At 61.8% G+C, this 23852-nt stretch carries 24 protein-coding genes; 11 read left to right on the top strand and 13 right to left on the bottom strand.

What is annotated here, in order from left to right:
• Positions 1–31 precede the first annotated feature (31 nt).
• The 4 genes from HX817_RS20230 to glyQ all read right to left on the bottom strand — a co-directional run bounded on the left by HX817_RS20230 (position 32) and on the right by glyQ (position 4430).
• Positions 32–802 carry a 1-acyl-sn-glycerol-3-phosphate acyltransferase gene (locus HX817_RS20230; protein ID WP_177040961.1) on the bottom strand — a complete coding sequence of 257 codons (771 nt, stop codon included), beginning with the start codon at positions 800–802 and terminating at the stop codon, positions 32–34.
• A gap of 84 nt (positions 803–886) precedes the next feature.
• Positions 887–1423: a D-glycero-beta-D-manno-heptose 1,7-bisphosphate 7-phosphatase gene (gene gmhB / locus HX817_RS20225; RefSeq protein WP_166742131.1), complete on the bottom strand. Its 537-nt coding sequence runs from the start codon at positions 1421–1423 to the stop codon at positions 887–889.
• Between the two features lie 2 nt (positions 1424–1425).
• Positions 1426–3480, bottom strand: coding sequence for a glycine--tRNA ligase subunit beta (gene glyS, locus HX817_RS20220; protein WP_003213599.1), 2055 nt, complete (start codon positions 3478–3480; stop codon positions 1426–1428).
• Positions 3477–4430, bottom strand: a complete 954-nt coding sequence (gene glyQ / locus HX817_RS20215; RefSeq protein WP_003213601.1) for a glycine--tRNA ligase subunit alpha — start codon at positions 4428–4430, stop codon at positions 3477–3479. The genes glyS and glyQ overlap by 4 nt, the downstream gene beginning before the upstream one ends.
• Before the next feature lie 81 nt (positions 4431–4511).
• Between glyQ and HX817_RS20210 the strand changes: the two genes are divergently transcribed.
• Complete coding sequence (locus tag HX817_RS20210; RefSeq protein ID WP_087694571.1) at positions 4512–5069, top strand: DNA-3-methyladenine glycosylase I; 558 nt, start codon at positions 4512–4514, stop codon at positions 5067–5069.
• A 40-nt stretch (positions 5070–5109) separates the two neighbouring features.
• The gene (locus tag HX817_RS20205; protein ID WP_177040959.1) at positions 5110–5997 is read left to right on the top strand and encodes a lysophospholipid acyltransferase; all 888 of its coding nucleotides are present in this window, start codon (positions 5110–5112) and stop codon (positions 5995–5997) included.
• Positions 5998–6131: 134 nt separating this feature from the next.
• On the opposite strand, the gene HX817_RS20200 is transcribed toward HX817_RS20205, so the two are convergent.
• From HX817_RS20200 to def, 5 genes are read right to left on the bottom strand one after another with little or no spacing between them, the layout of a single operon-like run.
• Positions 6132–6443 (bottom strand): lipopolysaccharide assembly protein LapB, encoded by a 312-nt coding sequence (locus tag HX817_RS20200; protein WP_177040957.1) that lies wholly within the window; start codon positions 6441–6443, stop codon positions 6132–6134.
• Positions 6444–6461: 18 nt separating this feature from the next.
• Positions 6462–7835, bottom strand: a complete 1374-nt coding sequence (gene trkA, locus HX817_RS20195; protein ID WP_003213611.1) for a Trk system potassium transporter TrkA — start codon at positions 7833–7835, stop codon at positions 6462–6464.
• Positions 7836–7857: 22 nt separating this feature from the next.
• Entirely contained in the window at positions 7858–9168 is a 1311-nt protein-coding gene (gene rsmB, locus HX817_RS20190) for a 16S rRNA (cytosine(967)-C(5))-methyltransferase RsmB (protein WP_102604438.1), read from the bottom strand.
• The gene (gene fmt / locus HX817_RS20185; protein ID WP_177040955.1) at positions 9165–10124 is read right to left on the bottom strand and encodes a methionyl-tRNA formyltransferase; all 960 of its coding nucleotides are present in this window, start codon (positions 10122–10124) and stop codon (positions 9165–9167) included. Before fmt ends, rsmB begins: the two co-directional genes overlap by 4 nt.
• 57 nt (positions 10125–10181) lie before the next feature.
• On the bottom strand, positions 10182–10688 hold the full coding sequence (def, locus tag HX817_RS20180; RefSeq protein WP_003213617.1) for a peptide deformylase: 507 nt from the start codon (positions 10686–10688) through the stop codon (positions 10182–10184).
• Positions 10689–10838: 150 nt separating this feature from the next.
• On the opposite strand from def, the gene HX817_RS20175 reads away from it, so the two are divergent.
• The 3 genes from HX817_RS20175 (at position 10839) to HX817_RS20165 (ending at position 13397) form a co-directional block, all read left to right on the top strand.
• On the top strand, positions 10839–11627 hold the full coding sequence (locus HX817_RS20175; protein ID WP_177040953.1) for a peptidoglycan-binding protein: 789 nt from the start codon (positions 10839–10841) through the stop codon (positions 11625–11627).
• Between the two features lie 63 nt (positions 11628–11690).
• A complete protein-coding gene (gene dprA / locus HX817_RS20170; RefSeq protein ID WP_003213620.1) occupies positions 11691–12785 on the top strand; it encodes a DNA-processing protein DprA in 1095 nt (364 codons plus the stop codon).
• A gap of 54 nt (positions 12786–12839) precedes the next feature.
• Positions 12840–13397 (top strand): L-threonylcarbamoyladenylate synthase, encoded by a 558-nt coding sequence (locus HX817_RS20165; protein WP_003213622.1) that lies wholly within the window; start codon positions 12840–12842, stop codon positions 13395–13397.
• Between the two features lie 145 nt (positions 13398–13542).
• On the opposite strand, the gene HX817_RS20160 is transcribed toward HX817_RS20165, so the two are convergent.
• Positions 13543–14520 (bottom strand): NADPH:quinone reductase, encoded by a 978-nt coding sequence (locus HX817_RS20160; protein WP_008439566.1) that lies wholly within the window; start codon positions 14518–14520, stop codon positions 13543–13545.
• A gap of 158 nt (positions 14521–14678) precedes the next feature.
• Between HX817_RS20160 and hemF the strand changes: the two genes are divergently transcribed.
• Positions 14679–15608, top strand: a complete 930-nt coding sequence (gene hemF / locus HX817_RS20155) for an oxygen-dependent coproporphyrinogen oxidase (RefSeq protein WP_003213625.1) — start codon at positions 14679–14681, stop codon at positions 15606–15608.
• Complete coding sequence (gene aroE, locus HX817_RS20150) at positions 15608–16426, top strand: shikimate dehydrogenase (protein WP_134325487.1); 819 nt, start codon at positions 15608–15610, stop codon at positions 16424–16426. The genes hemF and aroE overlap by 1 nt, the downstream gene beginning before the upstream one ends.
• Positions 16427–16540: 114 nt before the next feature.
• On the opposite strand, the gene HX817_RS20145 is transcribed toward aroE, so the two are convergent.
• The 3 genes from HX817_RS20145 to betC all read right to left on the bottom strand — a co-directional run bounded on the left by HX817_RS20145 (position 16541) and on the right by betC (position 20726).
• Positions 16541–18109, bottom strand: a complete 1569-nt coding sequence (locus tag HX817_RS20145) for a SulP family inorganic anion transporter (protein WP_177040951.1) — start codon at positions 18107–18109, stop codon at positions 16541–16543.
• A 165-nt stretch (positions 18110–18274) separates the two neighbouring features.
• Complete coding sequence (gene choX / locus HX817_RS20140) at positions 18275–19195, bottom strand: choline ABC transporter substrate-binding protein (RefSeq protein WP_177040948.1); 921 nt, start codon at positions 19193–19195, stop codon at positions 18275–18277.
• A gap of 16 nt (positions 19196–19211) precedes the next feature.
• Positions 19212–20726 (bottom strand): choline-sulfatase, encoded by a 1515-nt coding sequence (gene betC, locus HX817_RS20135; protein WP_008439571.1) that lies wholly within the window; start codon positions 20724–20726, stop codon positions 19212–19214.
• A gap of 103 nt (positions 20727–20829) precedes the next feature.
• Here betC and HX817_RS20130 point away from each other — a divergent pair, with 103 nt between their 5' ends.
• From HX817_RS20130 to HX817_RS20115, 4 genes are all read left to right on the top strand, one after another.
• Positions 20830–21780, top strand: coding sequence for a LysR family transcriptional regulator (locus HX817_RS20130; protein ID WP_102367813.1), 951 nt, complete (start codon positions 20830–20832; stop codon positions 21778–21780).
• Between the two features lie 31 nt (positions 21781–21811).
• Positions 21812–22138, top strand: coding sequence for a DOPA 4,5-dioxygenase family protein (locus HX817_RS20125; protein WP_003213639.1), 327 nt, complete (start codon positions 21812–21814; stop codon positions 22136–22138).
• Between the two features lie 102 nt (positions 22139–22240).
• Positions 22241–23209, top strand: coding sequence for a 2-dehydro-3-deoxygalactonokinase (locus HX817_RS20120; RefSeq protein WP_177040946.1), 969 nt, complete (start codon positions 22241–22243; stop codon positions 23207–23209).
• A gap of 13 nt (positions 23210–23222) precedes the next feature.
• Positions 23223–23843, top strand: coding sequence for a 2-dehydro-3-deoxy-6-phosphogalactonate aldolase (locus tag HX817_RS20115; RefSeq protein WP_003213643.1), 621 nt, complete (start codon positions 23223–23225; stop codon positions 23841–23843).
• Positions 23844–23852 lie beyond the last annotated feature (9 nt).

The raw sequence follows: 23852 nt of genomic DNA, 5'->3' as shown, positions 1-23852 counted from the left end.
AACAAACCGTACACAGGTTATCCACAGAAACTCAAATCACCGGCGTGTCGACCACAACCGGCTCCGGCGGCAACGAACCCATGGCCCTTTGTTGCGCTTCATTCCATGCCTGGGCACGGTCGTTGAGGCCTGCAATGGCACGTGGGCCTTCGCCCTCGGCATACATGGGCTCGCCAATGATTACAGTGATGGTGCCTTCACGCTTGGCCCAGCCGGTCTTTGGCCAGAACTTGCCGGCATTGTGAGCAATCGGCAGCACCGGCAGCCCGGCGTTCACCGCCAGGGCCGTACCGCCACGTGAGAACTTGCCCACAGTGCCGTAGGGCACGCGTGTGCCTTCAGGGAAGATCAGCACCCAAACCCCATCCTTCAACAGCTCATCGCCCTTCTTGGCCACATGCTTGAGTGCGGCCTTGGGGTTGTCGCGGTCGATGGCGATCGGTCGCAGCATGGCCATGGCCCAGCCGAAGAATGGCACGTACAGCAGCTCACGCTTGAGCACCTGGCTCAGGGGCGAGAAATACGCAGACAGGAAAAAGGTTTCCCAGGTGCTCTGGTGGTTCGACAGAATCACACAAGGCTGGTCCGGGACGTTTTCGGCGCCCTTGATCTCGAAACGAATGTTCAGGAACACCTTGGTCAACCACAGCGCGCAGTTGCACCAAAAGACGTTGATGAAACGATAGCGCGCCTTGAACGGCAGGAAAGGCGCGATAAAAAAGCTCAGGGTGCACCAGAGAAAAGAGCTGGTGCCCAACAGCAGGTAAAAGAAGAAGGTTCTGATGGCCTGCAAAATCGACATGGCGGCATTTACCGTTGCGGGACAACGCCCGCCTGTTAAAAGCGCGCTCCCGAACAGTCCTTGGTCAGGAAGTCAGAAGGGCTGCTAGTTGTTGATAAGTTCTGCGGCAACCGCCGCCAGATCGTCAAAAATCAAAGTACCTACCGGCAGGGTTTTAGCCTGGGTCTTTTCGCCTTTCCCGGTTTTTACCAAAACTGGCTGAGAGTCGACGGCTTTGGCGGCTTCCAGGTCACCGAGGCTGTCCCCGACAAACCATAGCCCAGCCAACGGCACGTTGTAATGTTCAGCAATAGTTTTAAGCATACCCGGTTTGGGCTTGCGGCAATCGCAGCCTTCATCCGGGCCGTGCGGGCAATACACCACCAGCCCTACTTCACCGCCCTGCTCGGCCACCAGCGTGCGCAGGCGCGCGTGCATGGCGTCGAGGGTGGCGATGTCGTAGTAGCCGCGGGCGATGCCGGACTGGTTGGTGGCGATGGCCACTGTCCAGCCCGCTTTGCTCAACTGCGCGATGGCCTCGATCGAGCCGGGCAGTGGAATCCATTCCGCCACCGATTTGATGTAAGCGTCGGAGTCGTAATTGATCACTCCGTCCCGATCGAGAATCAGCAGTTTCAACATGGTCAGCTCAGTACGGAAATGTCAGCGATATTGATGAACAGGCCGCGCAGGCGCGCCAGCATGGCGTAGCGGTTTTTCCGCACGCCCGCGTCTTCGGCATTGATCATCACCGCTTCGAAGAACGCATCCACCGGCTCACGCAAGGTGGCCAGGCGCGCCAAGGCTTCGGCGTAGTTGCGTTCGGCGATCAGCGGCTTCACTGCATTTTCTGCCTTGGCGATGGCCGAGTTCAGCGAGAACTCCTTGGCATCGGCAAACAGGCCCGGGTCGACTTCGGCATTGCCGAGGTTGTCGGCCTTGCTCAGCAGGTTCGACACACGCTTGTTCACGGCGGCCAGGGCACCGGCTTCCGGCAGCTTGCGGAAGGCCTGTACGGCCTGCACACGCTGGTCGAAGTCCAGCGCCGAACCTGGTTGCAGGGCACGTACCGACAGGTACACCGAAACGTCCACACCTTCGTCTTCGTAACGCGCACGCAGACGGTCGAACACGAACTCCAGCACTTGCTCGGCCAGGCCCGCTTGCTTGACCTTGGCACCGAACTGGCCAACCGCAAACACCACGGCCTGGGTCAGGTCGAGGTCGAGCTTCTTGTCGATCAGGATGCGCAGCACGCCCAGGGCCGCACGGCGCAGCGCATACGGGTCTTTGCTGCCGGTAGGCAACATGCCGATACCGAAGATACCGACTAGGGTATCCAGCTTGTCAGCGATGGCCACGGCCGCACCGGTGAGGGTGGTCGGCAGCTCGGCGCCAGCACCGCGCGGCATGTACTGCTCGTTCAGCGCCAGGGCGACGTCTTGCGGCTCGCCATCATTCAGAGCGTAGTAGTAACCGGCAACACCTTGCATCTCCGGGAACTCGCCGACCATCTCGGTGGCCAGGTCGCACTTGGACAGCAGCCCGGCACGCGCAGCCCAGGCAGCATCGCCACCAATGCGTGGCGCGATGTAGGCCGCCAGCTTGGAAACCCGTACGGCCTTGTCGTATACGCTGCCGAGTTTTTCCTGGAACACCACGTTCTGCAGGCGCAGGTTGAAGTCTTCGAGCTTCTGCTTCTTGTCTTGCTTGAAGAAGAACTCGGCGTCAGTCAGGCGCGGGCGAACGACTTTTTCGTTACCGGCGATGATCTGCTGGGGGTCCTTGCTTTCGATGTTGGCCACGGTGATGAAGCGCGGCAGCAGCTTGCCGTCGACGTCCAGCAGGCAGAAATACTTCTGGTTGTCCTGCATGGTGGTGATCAGCGCTTCCTGCGGCACGTCGAGGAAACGCTCCTCGAACGAGCACACCAGCGGCACTGGCCATTCAACCAAAGCGGTCACTTCGTCCAGCAGGCTTGGCGGCACGATGGCGGTGCCTTCCTGCAGGCGGGCCAGCTCTTCGGTACGCTTGCTGATCAGCTCGCGGCGCTCATTGGCATCCGCCAGCACATAGGCTGCACGCAGGTCATTGAGGTAGTTGGCGGGCGCGGTGATGCGCACGGCTTCAGGATGGTGGAAGCGGTGGCCACGTGAATCACGGCCGGCCTTCTGGGCGAGGATGGTGCAGTCGATGACCTGGTCACCGAGCAGCATCACCAGCCATTGGGTCGGGCGCACGAACTCTTCCTTGCGGGCACCCCAGCGCATGCGCTTGGGAATCGGCAGGTCGTTCAGCGAGTCTTCAACGATGGTCGGCAACAGGCTGGCGGTCGGCTTGCCGGTGATGACCTGGCTGAAACGCAGCTTCGGGCCACTCTGGTCGATTTCGCTCAGCTCGACGCCACACTTCTTGGCAAAACCAAGGGCGGCTTGAGTCGGGTTGCCTTCAGCATCGAAGGCGGCCTGGCGTGGCGGGCCGTCGAGGTTGATGCTGCGGTCCGGCTGCTGGGTTTCCAGTGCGGTGAGCAACACAGCCAGTCGGCGCGGCGCGGCGTAGACCTTTTTTGCGGCGAACTTCAGGCCAGCGGTTTGCAGGCCTTTTTCGATACCGGCCAGGAATGCGTCGGCCAGGGTATTCAGGGCCTTGGGTGGCAGCTCTTCGGTGCCCAGTTCAACCAGGAAATCTTGAGCACTCATTGTGCAGCCTCCAGCTTAGCCAACACTTCATCACGCAGGTCCGGGGTGGCCATCGGGAAGCCCAGCTTGGCGCGAGCCAACAGGTAGGCTTGGGCGACGGAACGCGCCAGGGTGCGTACACGCAGGATGTATTGCTGGCGCGCAGTTACCGAGATGGCACGACGGGCGTCCAGCAGGTTGAAGGTGTGGGATGCCTTCAGAACCATTTCATAGCTTGGCAACGGCAGCGGCTGATCCAGTTCGATCAGGCGCTTGGCTTCGCTTTCATAGAAGTCGAACAGTTCGAACAGCTTCTCGACGTTCGCGTGTTCGAAGTTGTAGGTCGACTGCTCCACTTCGTTCTGGTGGAACACGTCGCCGTAGGTCACCTTGCCGAACGGGCCGTCAGCCCACACCAGGTCGTAGACCGAGTCCACGCCTTGCAGGTACATGGCCAGGCGCTCGAGACCGTAGGTGATCTCGCCGGTCACCGGGTAGCACTCGATGCCGCCGGCTTGCTGGAAGTAAGTGAACTGCGTCACTTCCATGCCGTTGAGCCAGACTTCCCAGCCCAGGCCCCAGGCGCCCAGGGTTGGCGATTCCCAGTTGTCTTCGACGAAACGGATGTCGTGGACCAGCGGGTCCAGGCCGACATGTTTCAACGAGCCCAGGTACAGCTCCTGGAAGTTGTCCGGGTTTGGCTTCAGAACCACCTGGAACTGGTAGTAGTGCTGCAGGCGGTTCGGGTTTTCGCCGTAGCGGCCGTCAGTCGGGCGACGACTGGGCTGCACATAAGCGGCGTTCCAGGTTTCCGGGCCGATGGCCCGCAGGAAGGTAGCGGTGTGGAAAGTGCCGGCGCCTACTTCCATATCGTAGGGCTGAAGTACCACACAACCTTGCTCGGCCCAGTATTGCTGGAGGGCGAGGATCAAGTCTTGGAAGGTACGCACGGCTGGCGTAGGCTGGCTCACGAAATTCACCTGTTACTTGGGCTGCGATTTAAAGAGCGGGAGTATACCCGATTCGGCCGCGCCACCATCCCCTGGAGCCTTATGCCACGCTGCTTTTGGTGTTCTGAAGATCCGCTGTACATGGCTTATCACGATCAGGAGTGGGGAACGCCGCTGCGCGATGCGCAGGGACTGTTCGAGTTGCTTTTGCTCGAAGGGTTCCAGGCGGGCCTGTCCTGGATCACCGTTTTACGCAAACGCGAGCATTATCGAAAGGTCTTGTTCGGCTTTGATGCGCAGCGTCTGGCCCAACTGAGCGATGCCGAGATCGAAGCGCTGATGCTCGATCCGGGCATCGTGCGTAACCGCCTGAAACTCAATGCCACCCGGCGCAATGCCGCCGCCTGGCTGGCGCTGCAGGACCCCGTGGAGTTTCTGTGGTCGTTTGTGGGCGGCGTGCCCAAGGTCAATCATTTCAAGGACCGCAGCCAGGTCCCGGCCATTACGCCGGAGGCTGAGGCCATGAGCAAAGCCTTGAAAAAAGCCGGCTTCACGTTCGTCGGGCCGACCATCTGCTACGCGTTCATGCAGGCCTCGGGCATGGTCATGGACCACACTCAGGACTGCGACCGTTACGCGGACCTCGCCAACGCCGGTTAGAATGGCGGCTTTGCGCACCACACACGATCAGGAGTGACCTGTGGAAAAGTTTAAAGGCGCCTTGCTGGTAGGCGCTCTTCGGTTGTTTGCCCTGCTGCCCTGGCGCGCGGTGCAAGCGGTCGGTTCGGCAATTGGCTGGATCATGTGGAAAACCCCCAACCGTTCCCGCGAGACGGTGCGGATCAACCTGTCCAAATGCTTCCCGGACATGGATCCGGCCGAGCGCGAGCGTCTCGTTGGACGCAGCCTGATGGACATCGGCAAGTCCCTGACCGAAAGCGCCTGCGCCTGGATCTGGCCGGCCCAGCGTTCCATCGACCTGGTGCGCGAGGTCGAAGGCCTGGACGTGCTGCACGAAGCCCTGGCCTCGGGCAAAGGCGTGGTCGGCATCACCAGCCACCTGGGCAACTGGGAAGTGTTGAACCACTTCTATTGCAGCCAGTGCAAACCGATCATTTTCTACCGCCCGCCGAAGCTCAAGGCGGTGGATGACTTGCTGCGCAAACAGCGGGTGCAACTGGGTAACCGCGTGGCGGCGTCCACCAAGGAAGGCATCCTCAGTGTCATCAAGGAAGTGCGCAAAGGCGGCCAGGTGGGCATTCCTGCGGATCCGGAGCCGGCGGAATCGGCCGGGATCTTCGTGCCGTTCTTCGCCACCCAGGCGCTGACCAGCAAGTTCGTGCCGAACATGCTGGCGGGGCACAAGGCGGTCGGGGTGTTCCTGCATGCCCTGCGGCTGCCGGATGGCTCGGGCTACAAAGTGATCCTGGAAGCGGCGCCGGAAGACATGTACAGCACCGACACCGCCACTTCGTGTGCGGCGATGAGCAAGGTGGTGGAGCGCTATGTGGGGGCTTACCCGAGCCAGTACATGTGGAGCATGAAACGCTTCAAGAAACGCCCGCCGGGTGAGGCGCGGTGGTATTGATGTACGGCTGACTCAAGGTTGGCACAAAACAAAATGTGGGAGCGGGCTTGCTCGCGAAGGCGGTGTATCAGACACAAATTCGGTGACTGACACGACGCCTTCGCGAGCAAGCCCGCTCCCACATTGGGTTCTGCTTAAGCTTGGCGGTCGAGTTTCTTCAGGAATACGGTCATTTCCTTTTCGGCCTGCTTGTCGCCATGTGCCAGGGCCGCTTCAATACCCTTCTCCCAAGCTAACCGCGCTGCAGCGTTATCACCCTGCCCCAACTGCGCCTTGCCCAACAGCTTCCACGCCGCCGAATACTTCGGGTCGAACTCGACGCATTTCTGCAAATGCTCGGCCGCCTTGGCGTTGTCCTTCAGATCAAGATAACCCTTGCCCAAACCAAGCCGCAGCAGTGAGTTATCCACACCCTTGGCGAGCATTTTTTCCAGGGATTCGAGCATGTCGGTCACTCCGTTTGATCAGAAAAAGCTCAGGCCCACGTGGAACAGCTTCTCCACATCGCGGATATGTTTTTTATCCACAAGGAACAGAATCACGTGGTCGCCCGTGGCGATCACCGTGTCGTCGTGGGCGATGATCACTTCTTCATCGCGAATGATTGCGCCGATGGTGGTGCCCGGCGGCAGGCCGATATCGCGGATCGCCTTGCCAATCACCTTGCTCGATTTTGAATCACCGTGGGCAATCGCCTCGATGGCTTCCGCCGCACCCCGGCGCAACGAGTGCACACTGACGATATCGCCGCGCCGCACGTGGGCCAGCAAGGTGCCGATGGTCGCCAGTTGCGGGCTGATGGCGATGTCGATATCGCCGCCCTGGATCAGGTCGACGTAGGCCGGGTTGTTGATGATGGTCATCACCTTCTTCGCCCCCAGCCGCTTGGCCAGCAACGACGACATGATGTTGGCTTCGTCATCGTTGGTCAGGGCCAGGAAGATATCGGCGTCGGCGATGTTTTCTTCCAGCAGCAGATCACGATCCGAGGCGCTGCCCTGCAGGACCACGGTGCTGTCGAGGGTGTCGGACAAATACCGGCAGCGTGCCGGATTCATCTCGATGATCTTCACCTGGTAGCGGCTTTCGATGGCCTCGGCCAAGCGCTCACCGATCTGCCCGCCGCCGGCGATGACGATGCGTTTATAGGTTTCATCCAGACGGCGCATTTCGCTCATCACCGCGCGAATGTTCGCTTTGGCGGCGATGAAAAACACCTCGTCGTCAGCCTCGATCACCGTATCGCCCTGGGGCAGGATCGGCCGGTCGCGACGGAAGATCGCCGCCACCCGCGTCTCGACGTTGGGCATGTGCTCGCGCAGTTGGCGCAGTTGCTGGCCCACCAACGGCCCGCCGTAGTAGGCCTTGACCGCCACCAGCTGTGCCTTGCCTTCGGCGAAGTCGATCACCTGCAAGGCGCCCGGGTGTTCGATCAGGCGCTTGATGTAATGGGTCACCACCTGTTCCGGGCTGATCAGCACATCGACCGGGATCGCGTCGTTGTCGAACAGTCCGGCGCGGGTCAGGTACGCGGCCTCACGCACTCGGGCGATCTTGGTCGGAGTGTGAAACAGGGTGTGGGCGACCTGGCAGGCAACCATGTTGGTCTCGTCACTATTGGTGACTGCCACCAGCATGTCGGCATCGTCGGCACCGGCCTGGCGCAGCACTGTAGGAAACGAGGCGCGGCCTTGTACGGTACGGATGTCCAAACGGTCGCCCAAATCCCGCAGGCGCTCCGCGTCGGTGTCGACCACGGTGATATCGTTGGCTTCGCTGGCCAAATGCTCGGCCAGCGTACCGCCAACCTGCCCTGCGCCGAGGATGATGATTTTCATCCGGTCACTCCCTTAAAACCATTCAGCCGCGAGCGGCGGCAATCTTGATCAGCTTGGCGTAATAGAACCCGTCGTGGCCGCCTTCCTGGGCCAGCAACTGGCGGCCATGAGGCTGCTTGATCCCGGCCTGGATGTCGAGGTCCAGTTCCCGTGCGCCGCTGGTGCGAGCAAGGAAGGCTTCGATGACTTCCGTGTTTTCGGTAGGCAGCGTCGAGCAGGTGGCGTACAGCAGGATGCCGCCTACTTCGAGGGTCGGCCACAACGCGTCCAGCAACTCGCCTTGCAGCACGGCCAGGGCGGCGATGTCGTCGGGTTGGCGGGTCAGCTTTATGTCCGGGTGGCGGCGGATCACGCCGGTGGCGGAGCACGGTGCGTCCAGCAGGATGCGCTGGAACGGCTTGCCGTCCCACCAGGTGGCGGTGTCGCGGCCGTCAGCGGCGATCAGCTCGGCGCTGAGGCCCAGGCGGGCGAGGTTTTCCCGCACACGCACCAGGCGCTTGGCTTCCAGGTCGACGGCGACGACACCGGCCAGGTCTGCTTGCACTTCCATGATGTGGCAGGTCTTGCCGCCGGGGGCGCAACAGGCGTCCAGTACGCGTTGGCCTGGGGCCAGGTCCAGCAGGTCGGCGGCCAGTTGAGCGGCTTCGTCCTGCACGCTGATCCAGCCTTCGGCGAACCCGGGCAGGTTACGTACATCGCCCGGTTCTGTAAGAACGATGCCGTCCTGGCTGTAGACGCAGGCCGTGGCCGCTACACCGGCTTCGCCAAGCAATGTGAGATAAGCGTCGCGGGTGTGATGACGGCGATTGACCCGCAGGATCATCGGCGGGTGCGCGTTGTTGGCGGCGCAGATGGCTTCCCATTGCTCGGGCCAGAATGCCTTCAGGGATTTTTGCAGCCAGCGCGGGTGGGCGGTGCGCACCACCGGGTCATGTTCCAGCTCGGCCAGCAGCGCTTCGCTTTCGCGCTGGGCGCGGCGCAGCACGGCGTTGAGCAGGGCCTTGGCCCAAGGCTTTTTCAGCTTGTCGGCGCAACCGACGGTTTCGCCGATGGCCGCGTGGGCCGGCACGCGGGTGTAGAGCAGTTGATACAGGCCCACCAGCAGCAGCGCCTCGACATCGGCGTCTGCCGCCTTGAACGGCTTTTGCAGCAGCTTGGCCGCCAGCGCCGATAAACGTGGCTGCCAGCGGGCGGTACCGAAGGCCAGGTCCTGGGTAAAGCCGCGATCGCGGTCTTCGACTTTATCCAGTTGGGTCGGCAACGAACTATTGAGGGAAGCCTTGCCGTTGAGCACGGCGGCCAGGGCCTTGGCGGCGGCCAGACGTGGGTTCATTGCGCGTCCACCGCTTGGCCGAGGACGATGCCAACGGCAAATTTCTCACGGCGGCTGTTGAACAAATCGCTGAAGTTCAGCGCCTTGCCGCCGGGCAATTGCAGACGGGTCAGACACAGCGCCTGTTCACCGCACGCTACCAACAGGCCGTCCTTGCTGGCGCCGATGATCTCGCCGGGGGCGCCCTTGCCTTCGGCCAGGGTGGCGGCCAGTACTTTCAAGGCCTCGCCATTGAGCATGCTGTGGCAGATCGGCCACGGGTTGAAGGCACGCACCAGACGCTCCAGCTCAACGGCCGGGCGGCTCCAGTCGATGCGGGCTTCATCCTTGTTCAATTTGTGGGCGTAGGTGGCGAGGCTGTCGTCCTGAACTTCACCTTGCAGGGTGCCGGCAGCCAGGCCTGCGATGGCCTGGACGACAGCCGGCGGGCCCATTTCGGCGAGGCGATCATGCAGGCTGCCGCCGGTGTCTTGACCGGTGATCGGAGTGGTGACTTTCAACAGCATCGGGCCGGTGTCCAGGCCCGCTTCCATGCGCATCACGGTCACACCACTTTCGGCGTCACCGGCTTCAACGGCACGCTGGATCGGTGCCGCACCACGCCAGCGAGGCAGCAGCGAGGCGTGGCTGTTGATGCAACCCAGGCGCGGGATATCCAGCACGGCCTGGGGCAGGATCAAACCATACGCCACCACCACCAGCAGGTCCGGCTTCAGCGCAGCCAGTTCGGCCTGGGCGTCGGCGTTGCGCAGGGTTGGCGGCTGCAGCACCACAATGTTGTTCTCAAGTGCCAGCTGCTTGACCGGGCTGGGCATCAGTTTTTGCCCACGACCGGCCGGGCGATCGGGCTGGGTGTAGACCGCCACGATTTCATAAGGGCTGGCGAGCAGGGCCTTGAGGTGTTCGGCGGCGAATTCGGGGGTGCCGGCAAAAACGATGCGCAGTGGCTCGGTCATGGGAAACGTCTCACAAAAGAAAAAGGCTTGCCGGAGCAAGCCTTTGAAAGAAGGGAATCAAGCTTGCTGGCGATGCTTCTTTTCCAGCTTCTTCTTGATCCGGTCGCGTTTAAGCGTGGACAGGTAATCGACAAACAGCTTGCCGTTGAGGTGGTCGCACTCGTGTTGGATGCACACCGCCAGCAGGCCTTCGGCAATCATCTCGAACGGCTTGCCGTCACGGTCCAGGGCCTTGATCTTGACGCGCTGGGGACGGTCGACGTTCTCGTAGAAGTCGGGCACCGACAGGCAGCCTTCCTGGTACTGGCCCATCTCGTCGGTCAGGGTTTCGAACTCAGGGTTGATAAACACCAGGGGCTCGCTGCGGTCTTCGGACAGGTCCATGACCACGACGCGCTGATGCACGTCGACCTGGGTCGCGGCGAGGCCGATACCCGGGGCTTCATACATTGTTTCAAACATGTCATCGACCAACTGACGAACCTTGGCGTCCACTACGGCCACTGGCTTGGCGATGGTGCGCAGGCGTGAGTCCGGAAATTCGAGGATGTTCAAAATAGCCATAAGCGTAATTGCTGCACATGTGAGGTAAAGGCAAGTCGGCGCCGGGGATGGACCCTTGATGTGCCGGGATAAGTGCCGTGGGAAAACGTCCGAAAGCCGCGAAGGCCAAGGCGTTTCACGCGAATGCACATAATAAAGGAGATTCACCCCATGAGGAAATCGCTACTCGTCTTGCTGCTGTGGGCCCAGGCCGTTATTGCCCAGGTTCCCGAGAGCTATCCACAGGCCGGCCAACCGTTGCCGCTTCATACGCAGCAGGCCATCCAGCGCTTTTTACTGCACAACCGCATTCTCGATACCCCCCAGGAACTGGAGCACGCTCCCTATATTGTTGCAGCAGATGCCGGACGAGTATTGGGCGCCGATGGCGAGCGTATTTATGCGCGAGGTGCCCTGGACCCTGCAGTCGAAAGCTACGGGATCTTCCGTCGCGGCAAGGCCTATACCGACCCGCAAAGCCAGGAATTGCTGGGTATCAACGTCGACGACATTGGCACCGCACGTTTTGTGACGGCGGGCGATGTCAGCACGTTGGGTGTGCAGCGCGTCACCCAGGAAGTGCGGCCCGGCGACCGATTGCTCAGCCAGCAAGCGCCCATCGACCTGGCCAGCCTGGTGATTCAGATGCCTGCTCGCGCCACTGCCGGGCACATCATCGACGTGCCACGGGGCGTGACGCAGATCGGCGTGCTGGACGCGGTGACGCTGAACAAGGGCCGTCGTGACGGCCTGATGGAAGGCCATTTGCTGGCCGTGGTGAAAACCGGGGAAACCGTTCGGGACCGAGTGACCGGTGCTCCGGTGAAGATGCCCGACGAGCCGGCCGGGACGCTATTGGTGTTCCGCACCTACGAAAAGCTCAGCTACGGCCTGGTGCTCAGCGCGTCGCGTTCGCTGGCGGTAATGGACCGTTTTGAGGCGCCTGAACGAAGACAATAATTAGGTTGCTAAATAAGTTACCAACAGAGTTATCCACAGCTTGTTCCGATCAAGGACGATCATATGTTACCGACGAATGACCGTGAAATTTCCCCGGCAGAACTGGAAGCCCGACTACGCTTGCACAGGCTGCCGGAACTGGGTCCCAAGGGCTTTAAAAAACTTATCGAGGCCTTTGGTTCTGCGTCAAAAGCCATCAGCGCACCGGCCAGTGCCTGGCGCTCCCTGGGGCTCAAGGTGGCCAGCGCCGATGCCCGGCGTTGCGAGGAAGTACGTGATGGTGCCAGTGCGGCATTGGCCTGGTTGGAGCGTCCGGCCCAGCATTTGCTGATGTGGGACCAACCCGACTACCCGGCATTGCTTGCAGAATTGGATGATGCACCCCCGCTATTATTCGTCGCCGGCAACCCGGCGATTCTGGAGAAACCGCAGCTGGCGATGGTCGGCAGCCGTCGCGCCTCCAGGCCAGGAATGGATACCGCCGCCGCGTTTTCCCGCAGCCTGGCGAGTGCCGGTTTTGTCATCACCAGTGGCCTTGCCCTGGGTATCGACGGTGCTGCTCACCAGGCGGCTTTGGATGTTGGTGGACATACAATCGGCGTGCTGGGCACCGGGCTCGAAAATTTTTATCCACAGCGCCATCGACGCTTGGCCGAGGCGATGATTGCCCAAGGCAGCGCCGTGGTTTCCGAGTTTCCGTTGGACGCCGCGCCCCAGGCCGGCAACTTCCCGCGCCGCAACCGTATTATCAGTGGCCTGTCGCTTGGGGTACTGGTGGTGGAGGCCAGCATGGCCAGCGGTTCGCTGATCACCGCGCGGCTGGCGGCGGAGCAAGGGCGCGAGGTATACGCCATCCCCGGCTCCATCCATCACCCCGGGGCCAAAGGCTGCCATCAACTGATCCGCGATGGCGCGGTGCTGGTGGAAACCATCGAGCACATTCTCGAAAACCTGCGTGGCTGGCAGGCCCTCTCCCGCCCGGCGCCGATTGCGGTCAATCATCCGCTGGTGGCGCTGTTGCACGCGGCGCCCCACACCAGTGAAGCCCTGGCGATTGCCAGTGGCAGGGCCTTGTCCGAGGTGCTGGCCAGCCTGACGGAGCTGGAACTGGAAGGCCGGGTGATCTGCGAAAGCGGGCGCTGGCTTGCGCGCGGCTAGGTTTTGTAACGAAGATCGGTAAACTGCGCAGAGCTTTAGTCCGGAGAGTGAGTAATGGTCAACAGGTGGCGTGTGCGAGAAGCCGCACGAGAAATTCGCGCAGGCGCAGTGATTGCCTATCCAACTGAGGCGGTCTGGGGCCTGGGCTGTGACCCTTGGAACGAAGAAGCGGTGGATCGGTTGCTGGCGATCAAGGGCCGGTCTGTGGATAAGGGGCTGATCCTGATTGCCGACAATATCCGTCAGTTCGATTTTCTCTTCGAAGATTTTCCCGATGAGTGGATGGACCGCATGGCCAGTACCTGGCCTGGCCCGAATACGTGGCTGGTGCCCCATCAGGACTTGCTGCCCGAGTGGATTACCGGGGTGCATGACACGGTGGCGTTGCGGGTGACTGATCATCCGCAAGTGCGGGATCTGTGCTCGCTGGTCGGGCCACTGATTTCCACCTCGGCCAACCCGCAGGGCCGCCCGGCGGCGCGCACGCGGATTCGTGTGGAGCAGTACTTCCGCGGGCAGGTGGATCTGGTATTGGGGGGGAATCTGGGTGGGCGCAAGAACCCGAGTCTGATTCGGGATCTGGCGACGGGTGAGGTTGTGCGGCCGTCTTAAGACCGAGCCGCCTGCTTTCGCGAGCAAGCCCGCTCCCACATTTGACCGAGTCCAACTTTTGGAACGCGGTCAAATGTGGGAGCGGCGGTGCGACGATTCGACTTGCTCGCGAAGAGGCCCTCAAAGCCGCTGAAAATCCAACGCCCTATGGCAGCAGAATGGTCGACCCAGTCGTGCGCCGCGCCGACAACTCTGCCTGAGCCTTCGCCGCATCCCCCAACGAAAACCGTTGGTTAATATCAATCTGCAGCTTCCCGCTGATGATCATCGAAAACAGATCATCCGCCATCGCCTGCAGGTTTTCCGGGTTGTTGGCATAGGTCGCCAATGTCGGCCGGGTCACATACAGCGAGCCCTTGGCCGCCAGAATCCCCAGGTTGACCCCATCCACCGCCCCCGAAGCATTACCGAAACTCACCACCAGCCCGCGTGGCGCAACACTGTCCAGCGAGGTGAGCCAGGTGTCCTTGCCTACGCCGTCGTACACCACTGGGCACTTCTTGCCGTCAGTCAGTTCCAGCACGCGTTGTGCGACATTTTCCTTGCTGTAGTCGATGGTTTCCCAGGCGCCGAGGGATTTGGCCAGCGCCGCTTTTTCCGGCGAACTCACGGTACCGATCAGCTTCACGCCCAAGGCCTTGGCCCATTGGCAAGCCAGGGAGCCGACGCCACCGGCAGCGGCGTGGAACAGAATGGTTTCGCCGCCCTTCAACTCATAGGTCTGGCGCAACAGGTACTGCACCGTCAGGCCCTTGAGCATCGCGCCGGCGGCTTGTTCGAAGCTGATGTCGTCCGGCAGGTGCACCAGGTTGGCAGCCGGCAACACATGCAATTCGCTGTAGGCGCCCAGCGGGCCGCTGCCGTAGGCCACGCGATCGCCGACCTTGAATTGAGTGACTTCGCTGCCCACCGCATCAACCACGCCGGCACCTTCTGCGCCCAGGCCCGACGGCAAGGCCGGTGGTGCATACAGGCCGCTGCGGAAATAGGTGTCGATGAAGTTCAGGCCAATGGCCTTGTTCTGCACGCGAACCTGCTGCGGGCCGGGTTCGGCCGGGGTGTAGTCCACATACTCAAGCACTTCGGGTCCGCCATGGGCACGGAACTGGATACGTTTGGCCATCTGCACTCTCCTTAAGTCATTTCGCGTAGCCCCCTATCGGACTCCTAAGCTTGATCTTCGTCAACTGTGGCAGCAGTGGGTGCAGTGGTATCCTGTGCGCCCATTTGCCGCCGATGCCCAATGGCCTCGTGTAGCGTTGCCCGATTCAAGGTGATGTCATGACTACCCGCACCGAGGCTGTCAAAGCCTACCTGCTTGACCTGCAAGACCGCATTTGCAGCGCCCTGGAAACCTTCGAGACGGACACTCGCTTTATCGAAGACGCCTGGACCCGGCCTGCCGGCGGCGGCGGTCGCACCCGTGTGATCGAAAACGGTTCGGTAATCGAGAAAGGCGGCGTTAACTTTTCCCACGTGTTTGGCAGCGGCCTCCCACCGTCCGCCAGTGCCCATCGCCCGGAATTGGCCGGTCGCGGTTTTGAAGCCCTCGGCGTGTCGCTGGTGATCCACCCGCACAACCCGCATGTGCCGACTTCCCACGCCAATGTGCGTTTTTTCATCGCTGAAAAAGAAGGCGAAGAGCCGGTGTGGTGGTTTGGCGGCGGCTTCGACCTGACGCCCTACTACGGCAACGAAGAAGACTGCATCCACTGGCACCGCGTCGCCGAACAGGCCTGCGCGCCGTTTGGCCCGGACGTGTACTCGCGCTACAAGGCCTGGTGCGACACCTACTTCCACATCAAGCACCGCAACGAACCGCGGGGCATCGGCGGTTTGTTCTTCGATGATTTGAACGAGTGGGACTTCGACACCAGCTTCGCCTTCATGCGCGCCATCGGCGACGCCTACATCGACGCCTACCTGCCAATCGTCCAGCGCCGCAAGGCCATGGCCTATACCGAGCAGCAGCGCGAATTCCAGGAATTCCGCCGTGGCCGCTACGTCGAGTTCAACCTGGTCTACGACCGCGGCACTTTGTTTGGCCTGCAATCGGGCGGGCGTACCGAGTCGATCCTGATGTCGCTGCCACCCCAAGTGCGCTGGAGCTATGACTGGAAAGCCGCCCCCGACAGCGAAGAAGCGCGCCTAACCGACTACTTCCTGCAAGACCGCGACTGGCTGGGTGTGCTGCCCAAGGCGGCGGTCTGATGGATCGTTATGTCGTCTTCGGCAACCCCATCGGCCACAGCAAGTCGCCGCTGATTCACCGTCTGTTCGCCGAACAGACCGGCGAGCAACTGGACTACAGCACCTTGCTCGCGCCGTTGGAGGATTTCACCGGCTGTGCAAAAGCATTTTTCGCACAAGGCCGTGGCGCCAACGTCACCGTACCGTTCAAGGAAGAGGCCTATCGCCTGGCCAACGCCCTGACCGAACGCGCCCAACGGGCCGGCGCGGTGAATACCCTGAGCAAGCTCGGCGATGGCAGCCTGTTGGGAGACAACACCGACGGCGCCGGCCTGGTGCGGGATTTGACGGTGAATGCCGGGTTCAGCCTGCAAGGCAAACGTATCCTGCTGCTGGGTGCCGGTGGTGCGGTGCGCGGCGCGTTGGAGCCGTTGCTGGCTGAGCAGCCGGCTTCGCTGATCATTGCCAATCGCACCGTGGAAAAAGCGGAATTGCTCGCCGAGCTGTTCGACGATCTCGGCCCGGTGTCCGCCAGCGGTTTCGACTGGCTGCGTGAACCGGTGGATCTGATCATCAATGCCACGTCCGCCAGCCTGTCAGGCGATGTACCGCCGATTGCCGGCAGCCTGATCGAACCCGGAAAGACTTTTTGCTACGACATGATGTACGGCAAAGAGCCTACGGCTTTCTGCCGCTGGGCCGGTGAGCAGGGCGCGGCGGTGGCAATGGATGGCCTGGGGATGCTGGTGGAACAGGCCGCGGAAGCGTTCTTCCTGTGGCGCGGCGTTCGACCGGACTCCGCGCCGGTGCTGGCTGAATTGCGTAGCCAACTGGCCTGACGCAATCCAAATGTGGGAGCGGGCTTGCTCGCGAATGCGGTGGATCAGTCGATACATACGGCGACTGTCACACCGCATTCGCGAGCAAGCCCGCTCCCACAGTTTTAACCGCATTCAGTCTTCGAAATGGATGGGGCATTTGTCGGCCCCTTCCAGTTTCTTCAGCTCTTCCACCACCTGCGGCCGGGCCTTGCGCAACGCCAGGCTGCGCCCCACTCCATTCAATCGGCGCGCTTCCTGGTGCAGCATCTCCACCCCGGAATAGTCGATGAAGTTGATCTGCTGCGCCTCGATCACCACCCGCTGGCCGTGCAGGCTTTGCAGCCGTACTTGCAGGTAATGGCTGGCGCCAAAAAAGATCGACCCGCCGACTCGCAGCACATCGTCCTCTCCGTCACGCCATTGCTGGACCCGCGGCTGTGAGGTGCGCTTGAGGTAGAAAAACAGCGACGCCAGCACCCCGGCGTAAATGGCCGTTTGCAACTCCAGCAACAGCGTGGCGATGCAGGTCAGGCTCATCACCACGAACTCTGCGCGGCTGACCCGGAACAGCGCCCGAATACCACGATGGTCGACCAACCCCCAGCAAATCAGCAGGATGCTGGCGGCCATGCTCGGGATCGGGATATGCGCAATCAATGCCGCACCGAACAGCGCGAACAACGCCACCCACAACGCGGAAAACACTCCCGCCAGCGGCGAACAGGCGCCTGCCTCATAACTCAGGCCCGACCGTGTGAAGGAACCCGCCGACAAGTACCCCGAGAAAAATCCACCGACGATGTTGGATAAACCCTGGGCGCGCACTTCCTGATTTGCATCGAGCAATTGTTGGGAGCGGGCCGACAGTGAGCGCGCAATCGACAGGCTGGTCACCAGCCCCAGCATGCCCACCGCCACGGCACTCGGCAGCAGGCGCAGGACCATGTCCAGGTCCATCGGCAGCGGGCTGAACGGTGGCAGCTTGCCGACAAATGAACTGACCCGCGCCACCTCCCCGAACATCGTCGGCCACAGCCACGGGATGAGGCTGCCCAGGGCCAGTGCGATCAACAGGGTTGGCCAGCGCGGTACCCAGAGTTTCAGCAGCACCCCCACCAGCAAGGTGCCGAGCCCGAGCACCAGTGAAGGACGATTCCACTCCCCGGCATGGTTGATCAGCGCCAGCAGACTGTTGATCGCCGTGGCCTGGCTGGGCAGGTCCAGCCCCAGCAGGTTGGGCAGTTGGCCCAGGGCGATCACCACCGCAGCGCCGAGGGTGAAGCCGAGCACCACTGAATGCGAGACGAAATTCACCAGGGCGCCGAAGCGCAGCATACCCAACAGCCATTGGAAGACGCCGGCCAGGAATGTCAGCAACAGGATGAGTGTGATGTAGTCCTGGGAGCCGGGCACGGCCAACGGGCTGACGCTGGCGTAGAGCACGATAGAGATGGCTGCCGTGGGGCCGCAGATCAGGTGCCAGGAAGAGCCCCACAAGCAGGCGATCAATACCGGGATGATCGCGGCGTACAGGCCATACTCCGGTGGAAGCCCGGCGATCAGCGCGTAGGCAATGGACTGGGGTAATGCCAGGACTGCACCGCTCAGGCCGACGACAGCGTCCCTTCCGACGCTGGCGCGGGTTTGGCGCGGGAGCCAGCTGAGGAAGGGGAAGAGTTTGTGGCGGTTGGGCCAGGGCATTTAAAACTCGATTGAAGAGGTTTGAATCAGAGTATCAGGCTCATGATGATCGTTCCCACGCTCTGCGTGGGAATGCCGTCTTGGACGCTCTGCGTCCGCTCTTGAGTCGTGACGCGGAGCGTCACCGGATGCGTTCCCACGCAGAGCGTGGGAACGATCAGTGCATCAGAGTGTGGCTTTTACAGCGGCCAGTGCATCCTGGCCGTCCACGGTTTTAACCCCGTCCAGCCACTTGTCCAGCACCGCCGGGTTCGCCTTGATCCACGCCTTCGCCGCGTCCGCATTACTGAGCTTCTTGTTCACCACCTCAGCCATGATGGCGTTCTCCATCTCCTGGGTGAAACTCAGGTTGGTCAGCAATTTCCCCACATTCGGGCACGCCTGTGCATAGCCCTTGCGGGTCAACGTATACACGCTGCCGGTGTCACCAAAGTACTTCTCCCCACCCTTGAGGTAATGCATCTTCAACTGCACGTTCATCGGGTGCGGCGTCCAGCCGAGGAAGGTCACGAACTTCTGCTTCTTCACCGCCCGGGACACTTCGGCCAGCATCGCCTGTTCACTGGACTCGATCAGCTTCCACTGGCCCAGGTCAAAGTCGTTCTTCTTGATGATTTCCTGCAACGAGAGATTCGCCGGCGCACCCGAACCGATGCCGTAGATCTTCTTGTCGAACTTGTCGGCAAACTTGTTCAGGTCGGCAAAGTCATGCACCCCGGCGTCCCAGACATAGTCCGGCACGGCCAGGGTGAACTCGGTGCCGTCGAGGTTCTTCGCCAGTTGCACCACATCGCCATTGGCCACGAACTTGTCGTAGAAGCCCTGCTGCGCCGGCATCCAGTTACCCAGGAACACGTCCACCTGGCCGTCCTTGAGCCCGCCAAAGGTGATCGGCACCGCAAGGGTGTCGACCTTGGCCTTGTAGCCCATGCCGTTCAACAGGAAACCGGTAATGGCATTGGTGGCGGCGATATCGCTCCAGCCCGGATCGGCCATCTTCACGGTGTCGCAGCTGGTGTCCGCGTAGACGCCGGCACTGCTCAATGCCAGCAGCGCAACGCTCAACACGGTGGATAACTTTTGCATGGCCTTCCCCTCAGTTTTATTGGTTTTGGCAGGGTTGTGGAAAACGTGCCTTGCGCTCCAGATCGTCGAGGTCGATGTGGTTGCGCATGTATTGCTGACTGGCGTCTACCAGTGGCTGGTGGTCCCAGCTCTTCAGCTTGCCCTGGGTCAGCGCCTCGAACACCAGGCGGCGACGGCGTTGGCTGGCGAGCACCTGCTGGTGGATCGCCGGGATGTCCCATTTGGCCCGCGCTTCATGCAAAAACGCCTCGAACAGTGGCCGGTGTTCCGGTGACTGGCTGAGGTCCTCCCGCTCGTGCGGGTCGTTGTGCACATCGAACAATAGGCAAGGATCGTCCTCGCTGTAGATGAACTTGTAGGCGCCACGGCGAATCATCATCAGCGGGCTGATGGTGCCCTCGGCCATGTACTCACCGAACACTTCGTCGTGCCCGCCCTGCCCTTGCAGGTGAGACACCAGCGAGCGGCCGTCCAGCGCCAGCCTCGGGTCCAGCTCGCCGCCGGCCAGTTCCACCAGGGTAGGCAGCAGGTCGGCGGTGGACACGGCGGCGGTCACCCGGCCGGCCGCAAACTGCCCCGGCGCGCTGATCAGCAGCGGCACCCGGGCGGCCATTTCAAACCAGTGCATTTTGTACCAGAGCCCGCGTTCGCCGAGCATGTCGCCGTGGTCGCCGGAGAAGATGATGATGGTGTCATCGGCCAGGCCCGTGTCTTCCAGGGTTTGCAGCAGCTTGCCGACGTTGCTGTCAATGTAGCTGCACGCGCCGAAGTAGGCGCGGCGTGCATCGCGGATCTTGTTCAGCGGCAGCGGCTTGTCCCACAGGTCATAGACCTTGAGCAGGCGCTGGGAGTGAGGGTCGAGGTCAGCCTGTGGCGGTGTTGCAGGCAGCGGGATGTCGTTGTCGTCGTACAGGTCCCAGAACGGTTTGGGAATGGTGTAAGGGTCGTGTGGGTGCGTCATCGACACGGTCAGGCAGAACGGCTGGTCGCCATCTTCGCGGATATGGTCGAACAGGTACTGCTGGGCCTTGAACACTACCTCTTCGTCGAAATCCAGCTGGTTGGTGCGCACGCACGGCCCGGCCTGCAGCACCGACGCCATGTTGTGGTACCAGGAGGGGCGCACGTCCGGCTCATCCCAGTTCACGGCCCAGCCATAGTCGGCCGGGTAGATGTCACTGGTCAGGCGTTCTTCATAGCCGTGGAGCTGGTCGGGGCCGCAAAAATGCATCTTGCCCGACAGCGCGGTGCGGTAGCCGAGGCGGCGCAGGTAGTGGGCATAGGTCGGCACGTCGGCGGGGAAATCGGCCGCGTTGTCGTAGGCGCCGATCTTGCTCGGCAACTGCCCACTCACCAGGGTAAAGCGCGATGGCGCACACAGCGGACTGTTGCAGTAAGCGGCGTCGAACACCACGCCCTCAGCGGCGAGGCGACTCAAGTTTGGCAGTTTGATAGGCGAAGGACCGTAGAACGGAAGCATCGGCGCGGCCATTTGATCGGCCATGATAAAAAGAATGTTCTTGCGCTTCATGGTTTCGCGGCATTCCATAGTCGATGTTTATGCGAATGAGCATGCAGGCCATGGAAATCGTGGTAAAGCCCATAAGAAGCAATGTCTAGGATAAGCCCAGCTTATGTATCAATCCCTCGGTCACCTGTCACTCGACCTGCTGCGTGCCTTTGAATCCGCAGCGCGCCAACGCAGCTTTACGGCAGCGGCGATGGAGTTGGGCACCACCCAGCCGGCCATCAGCCAGCAGATCAAGCGCCTGGAAGAACAGCTGAAGGTGCGCCTGTTTGATCGCATCTACCGTGGCATCGAGCTGACCGACGCGGGCGCCTTGTTATTCGAGCAGGTACAGGCCGGTTTGCAGAGCATCAACCAGGGCCTGAGCGCGATTGCCGAGCAGGACCAGCATGAAGTCCTGCAGGTGGCGACCGACTTTGCCTTCGCCGCGTATTGGCTGATGCCACGCCTGCATCGTTTCCATGAAGCCAACCCGCAGGTGGACGTGAGCCTGGTCACCAGCGAGCGTAACCACGCCACGTTGCGCAGCGATATCGATGTAGCGGTGCTGTTCGGTGACGGCCGCTTCAAACAGGGCGACAGCCTGTGGCTGTTCAACGAGGAAGTGTTCCCGGTGTGCAGCCCGCAGCTACTCCAGGACCGAGTCGCGCCACTGTCGGTGCAGAGCCTGCTGGAGTTCCCCTTGCTGCACCTGCGCCAGCAAAACAACAACCAGTGGTTCGACTGGAGCGGGGTGTTTCGCGAACTGGGCATTACCACCGCGCCCACCCCGGGCCAACTGCGTTTCGACAATTACACGCTGTTGATCCAGGCCGCGATCGCGGGCCAGGGCGTGGCCATCGGCTGGCGTCACCTTGTGGATAACCTGCTGGAGCAAAAATGGCTGTGCCGGCCGATTGGCGACACGGTGATCTCGCGCTTCGGCTATTACGTGGTGCTGCCCCAGCGCAAACGCCGCAGCCAGTTGATCGAGCGTTTCGTCGACTGGCTGATGACCGAACAGGCCAGCAGCGCACAATCGCTGACCGGTCTGGCCCTGCCGTCCATTGCGGTCTAGGATTTGCCGATCAATGAGCCCGGAGCCTGTCATGCAACGTATCAAGGGCTACCACGCCCATATCTATTTCGACGCCAACACCATCGACCAGGCGCGCAAACTCTGCGAAGACGCCGCGCAATTGTTTCCGCTGCGCATGGGCCGAGTGCATGAACGCCCGGTGGGCCCGCACCCGGACTGGAGCTGCCAGCTGGCATTCGAACCTGAATACATCGGCGTCGTGCTGCCTTGGCTGGCCCTCAACCGCAACGGCCTGGTGGTGTTCCTGCACCCGACCACCGGTGATGACCTCAAGGACCACACCGAACACGCGATCTGGATGGGGGCGATGCGCACGCTGGATCTGTCAATATTTTAAGCCTGCAATTTCCCTATATATGGGACTGATATTTATATATTGAGACTTTGCCGGTCTTGGGTTTATATTCGCCTCATCCGCTCAGAACACTCAGGTGAAGCGATGCAGGCGCAATTGATCGCGCTCGATTGGGGAACCAGTTCCCTTCGTGCTTACAAGCTCGGCCCGGCAGGCGTCGTGATCGAACGGCGCACCTTGGCGTCGGGGATCATGCACCTGCCCACTGAAGCCCGGGAAATAGCCGGTGTTCGCTGCAGCAACGGGTTCGAGCTGGCATTCGACGCAGCCTGCGGTGACTGGCTCGACACCCAGCCCGACCTTCCCGTTATCGCCTGCGGCATGGTCGGCAGCGCCCAGGGCTGGAGCGAAGCGGCTTACCGCGACACCCCGGCCGACGTTTCTACCCTCGGCCAGGCGCTGCATGTGGTGCGCAGCCTGCGGGGCGCAGCGGTGCACATCGTGCCCGGCGTGATTCAACGCGGCGCGTTGCCCAATGTGATGCGCGGTGAAGAAACCCAGGTGCTCGGCGTGCTGCAAAGCCTGTCTGCCCATACCGGGCGCGACGTATTGATCGGCCTGCCGGGCAGCCATTCCAAGTGGGTGGAGGTGGTGGAAGGCTGCATCACTCACTTCGATACTTTCATGACCGGCGAGTTGTTCGCCGTGCTCAGTCAGCACAGCATTCTGGGGCGCACCCAGCGCCCTTCCGAACAGTTCCAGGTGGCCGCTTTTGATCGCGGTGTTCAGGTTGCGCTGTCGGCAGACGGCCAAACGGGCCTGTTGTCGAACTTGTTCAGCGCACGCTCCCTGGGATTGACCGGCGAGCTGGCGCCTGACGAGCAACCGGACTATCTGTCCGGGCTGTTGATTGGCCACGAACTGACCGGCCTGCGCACTCGCAAGCCCAGCCAGCAGCGCGACATCGTCCTGGTCGGCACACCCCAACTCTGCACCCGCTACCAGCGTGCACTCCAACTCTGTGGCTTCCCCCACGTGATCCTGGCGCAGGAGGCTACCGAGCGTGGCCTTTGGCAGCTGGCCATGGCGGCGGGGCTGCTGCCTGCAACCTGACGAGAGGCCCGACATGCTCAAGCAAGCACTGACACACAACGGTTTGATCGCGATCCTGCGCGGCCTGCGACCGGAGGAGGCGCTGGCGATCGGCGAGGTGTTGTACACGGCGGGCTTCAGGGTGATCGAAGTGCCGCTGAACTCGCCGGATCCTTATTCCAGCATCCGCATCCTGCGGGACAGCCTGCCCGCCGATTGCCTGATCGGCGCCGGCACCGTGCTGACCCCGGAACAGGTCGATCAAGTCAAAGCCGCCGGCGGCCAGGTGATCGTCATGCCCCATAGCGATGCCAAGGTGCTGCGAGCCGCCAAGGCCGCGGGCCTGTATCTGTCGCCGGGTGTGGCCACGCCCACCGAAGCGTTTGCCGCGCTGGCCGAAGGCGCCGACGTGCTGAAGCTGTTCCCGGCCGAGCAAATGGGCCCGGCGGTGGTCAAGGCCTGGCTCGCGGTACTGCCCGCCGGCACCGTGCTGCTGCCGGTGGGCGGCATCACCCCGGACAACATGCAGGTATTTTTCGACGCGGGCGTCAAGGGCTTCGGCCTGGGCTCCGGGTTATTCAAGCCGGGCATGAGCGTCGCCCAAGTGGCGAGCAACGCCCAGGCCTACGTCGCCGCCTGGCATGCCTTGGGCTGATCAGCGTTC

It is taken from the genome of Pseudomonas sp. C6002 (assembly GCF_013385805.1).
Taxonomy (GTDB): domain Bacteria; phylum Pseudomonadota; class Gammaproteobacteria; order Pseudomonadales; family Pseudomonadaceae; genus Aquipseudomonas.
The sequence above is the reverse complement of the archived record's forward strand: the minus strand, read 5'-3'. Positions and strand labels throughout refer to the sequence as shown.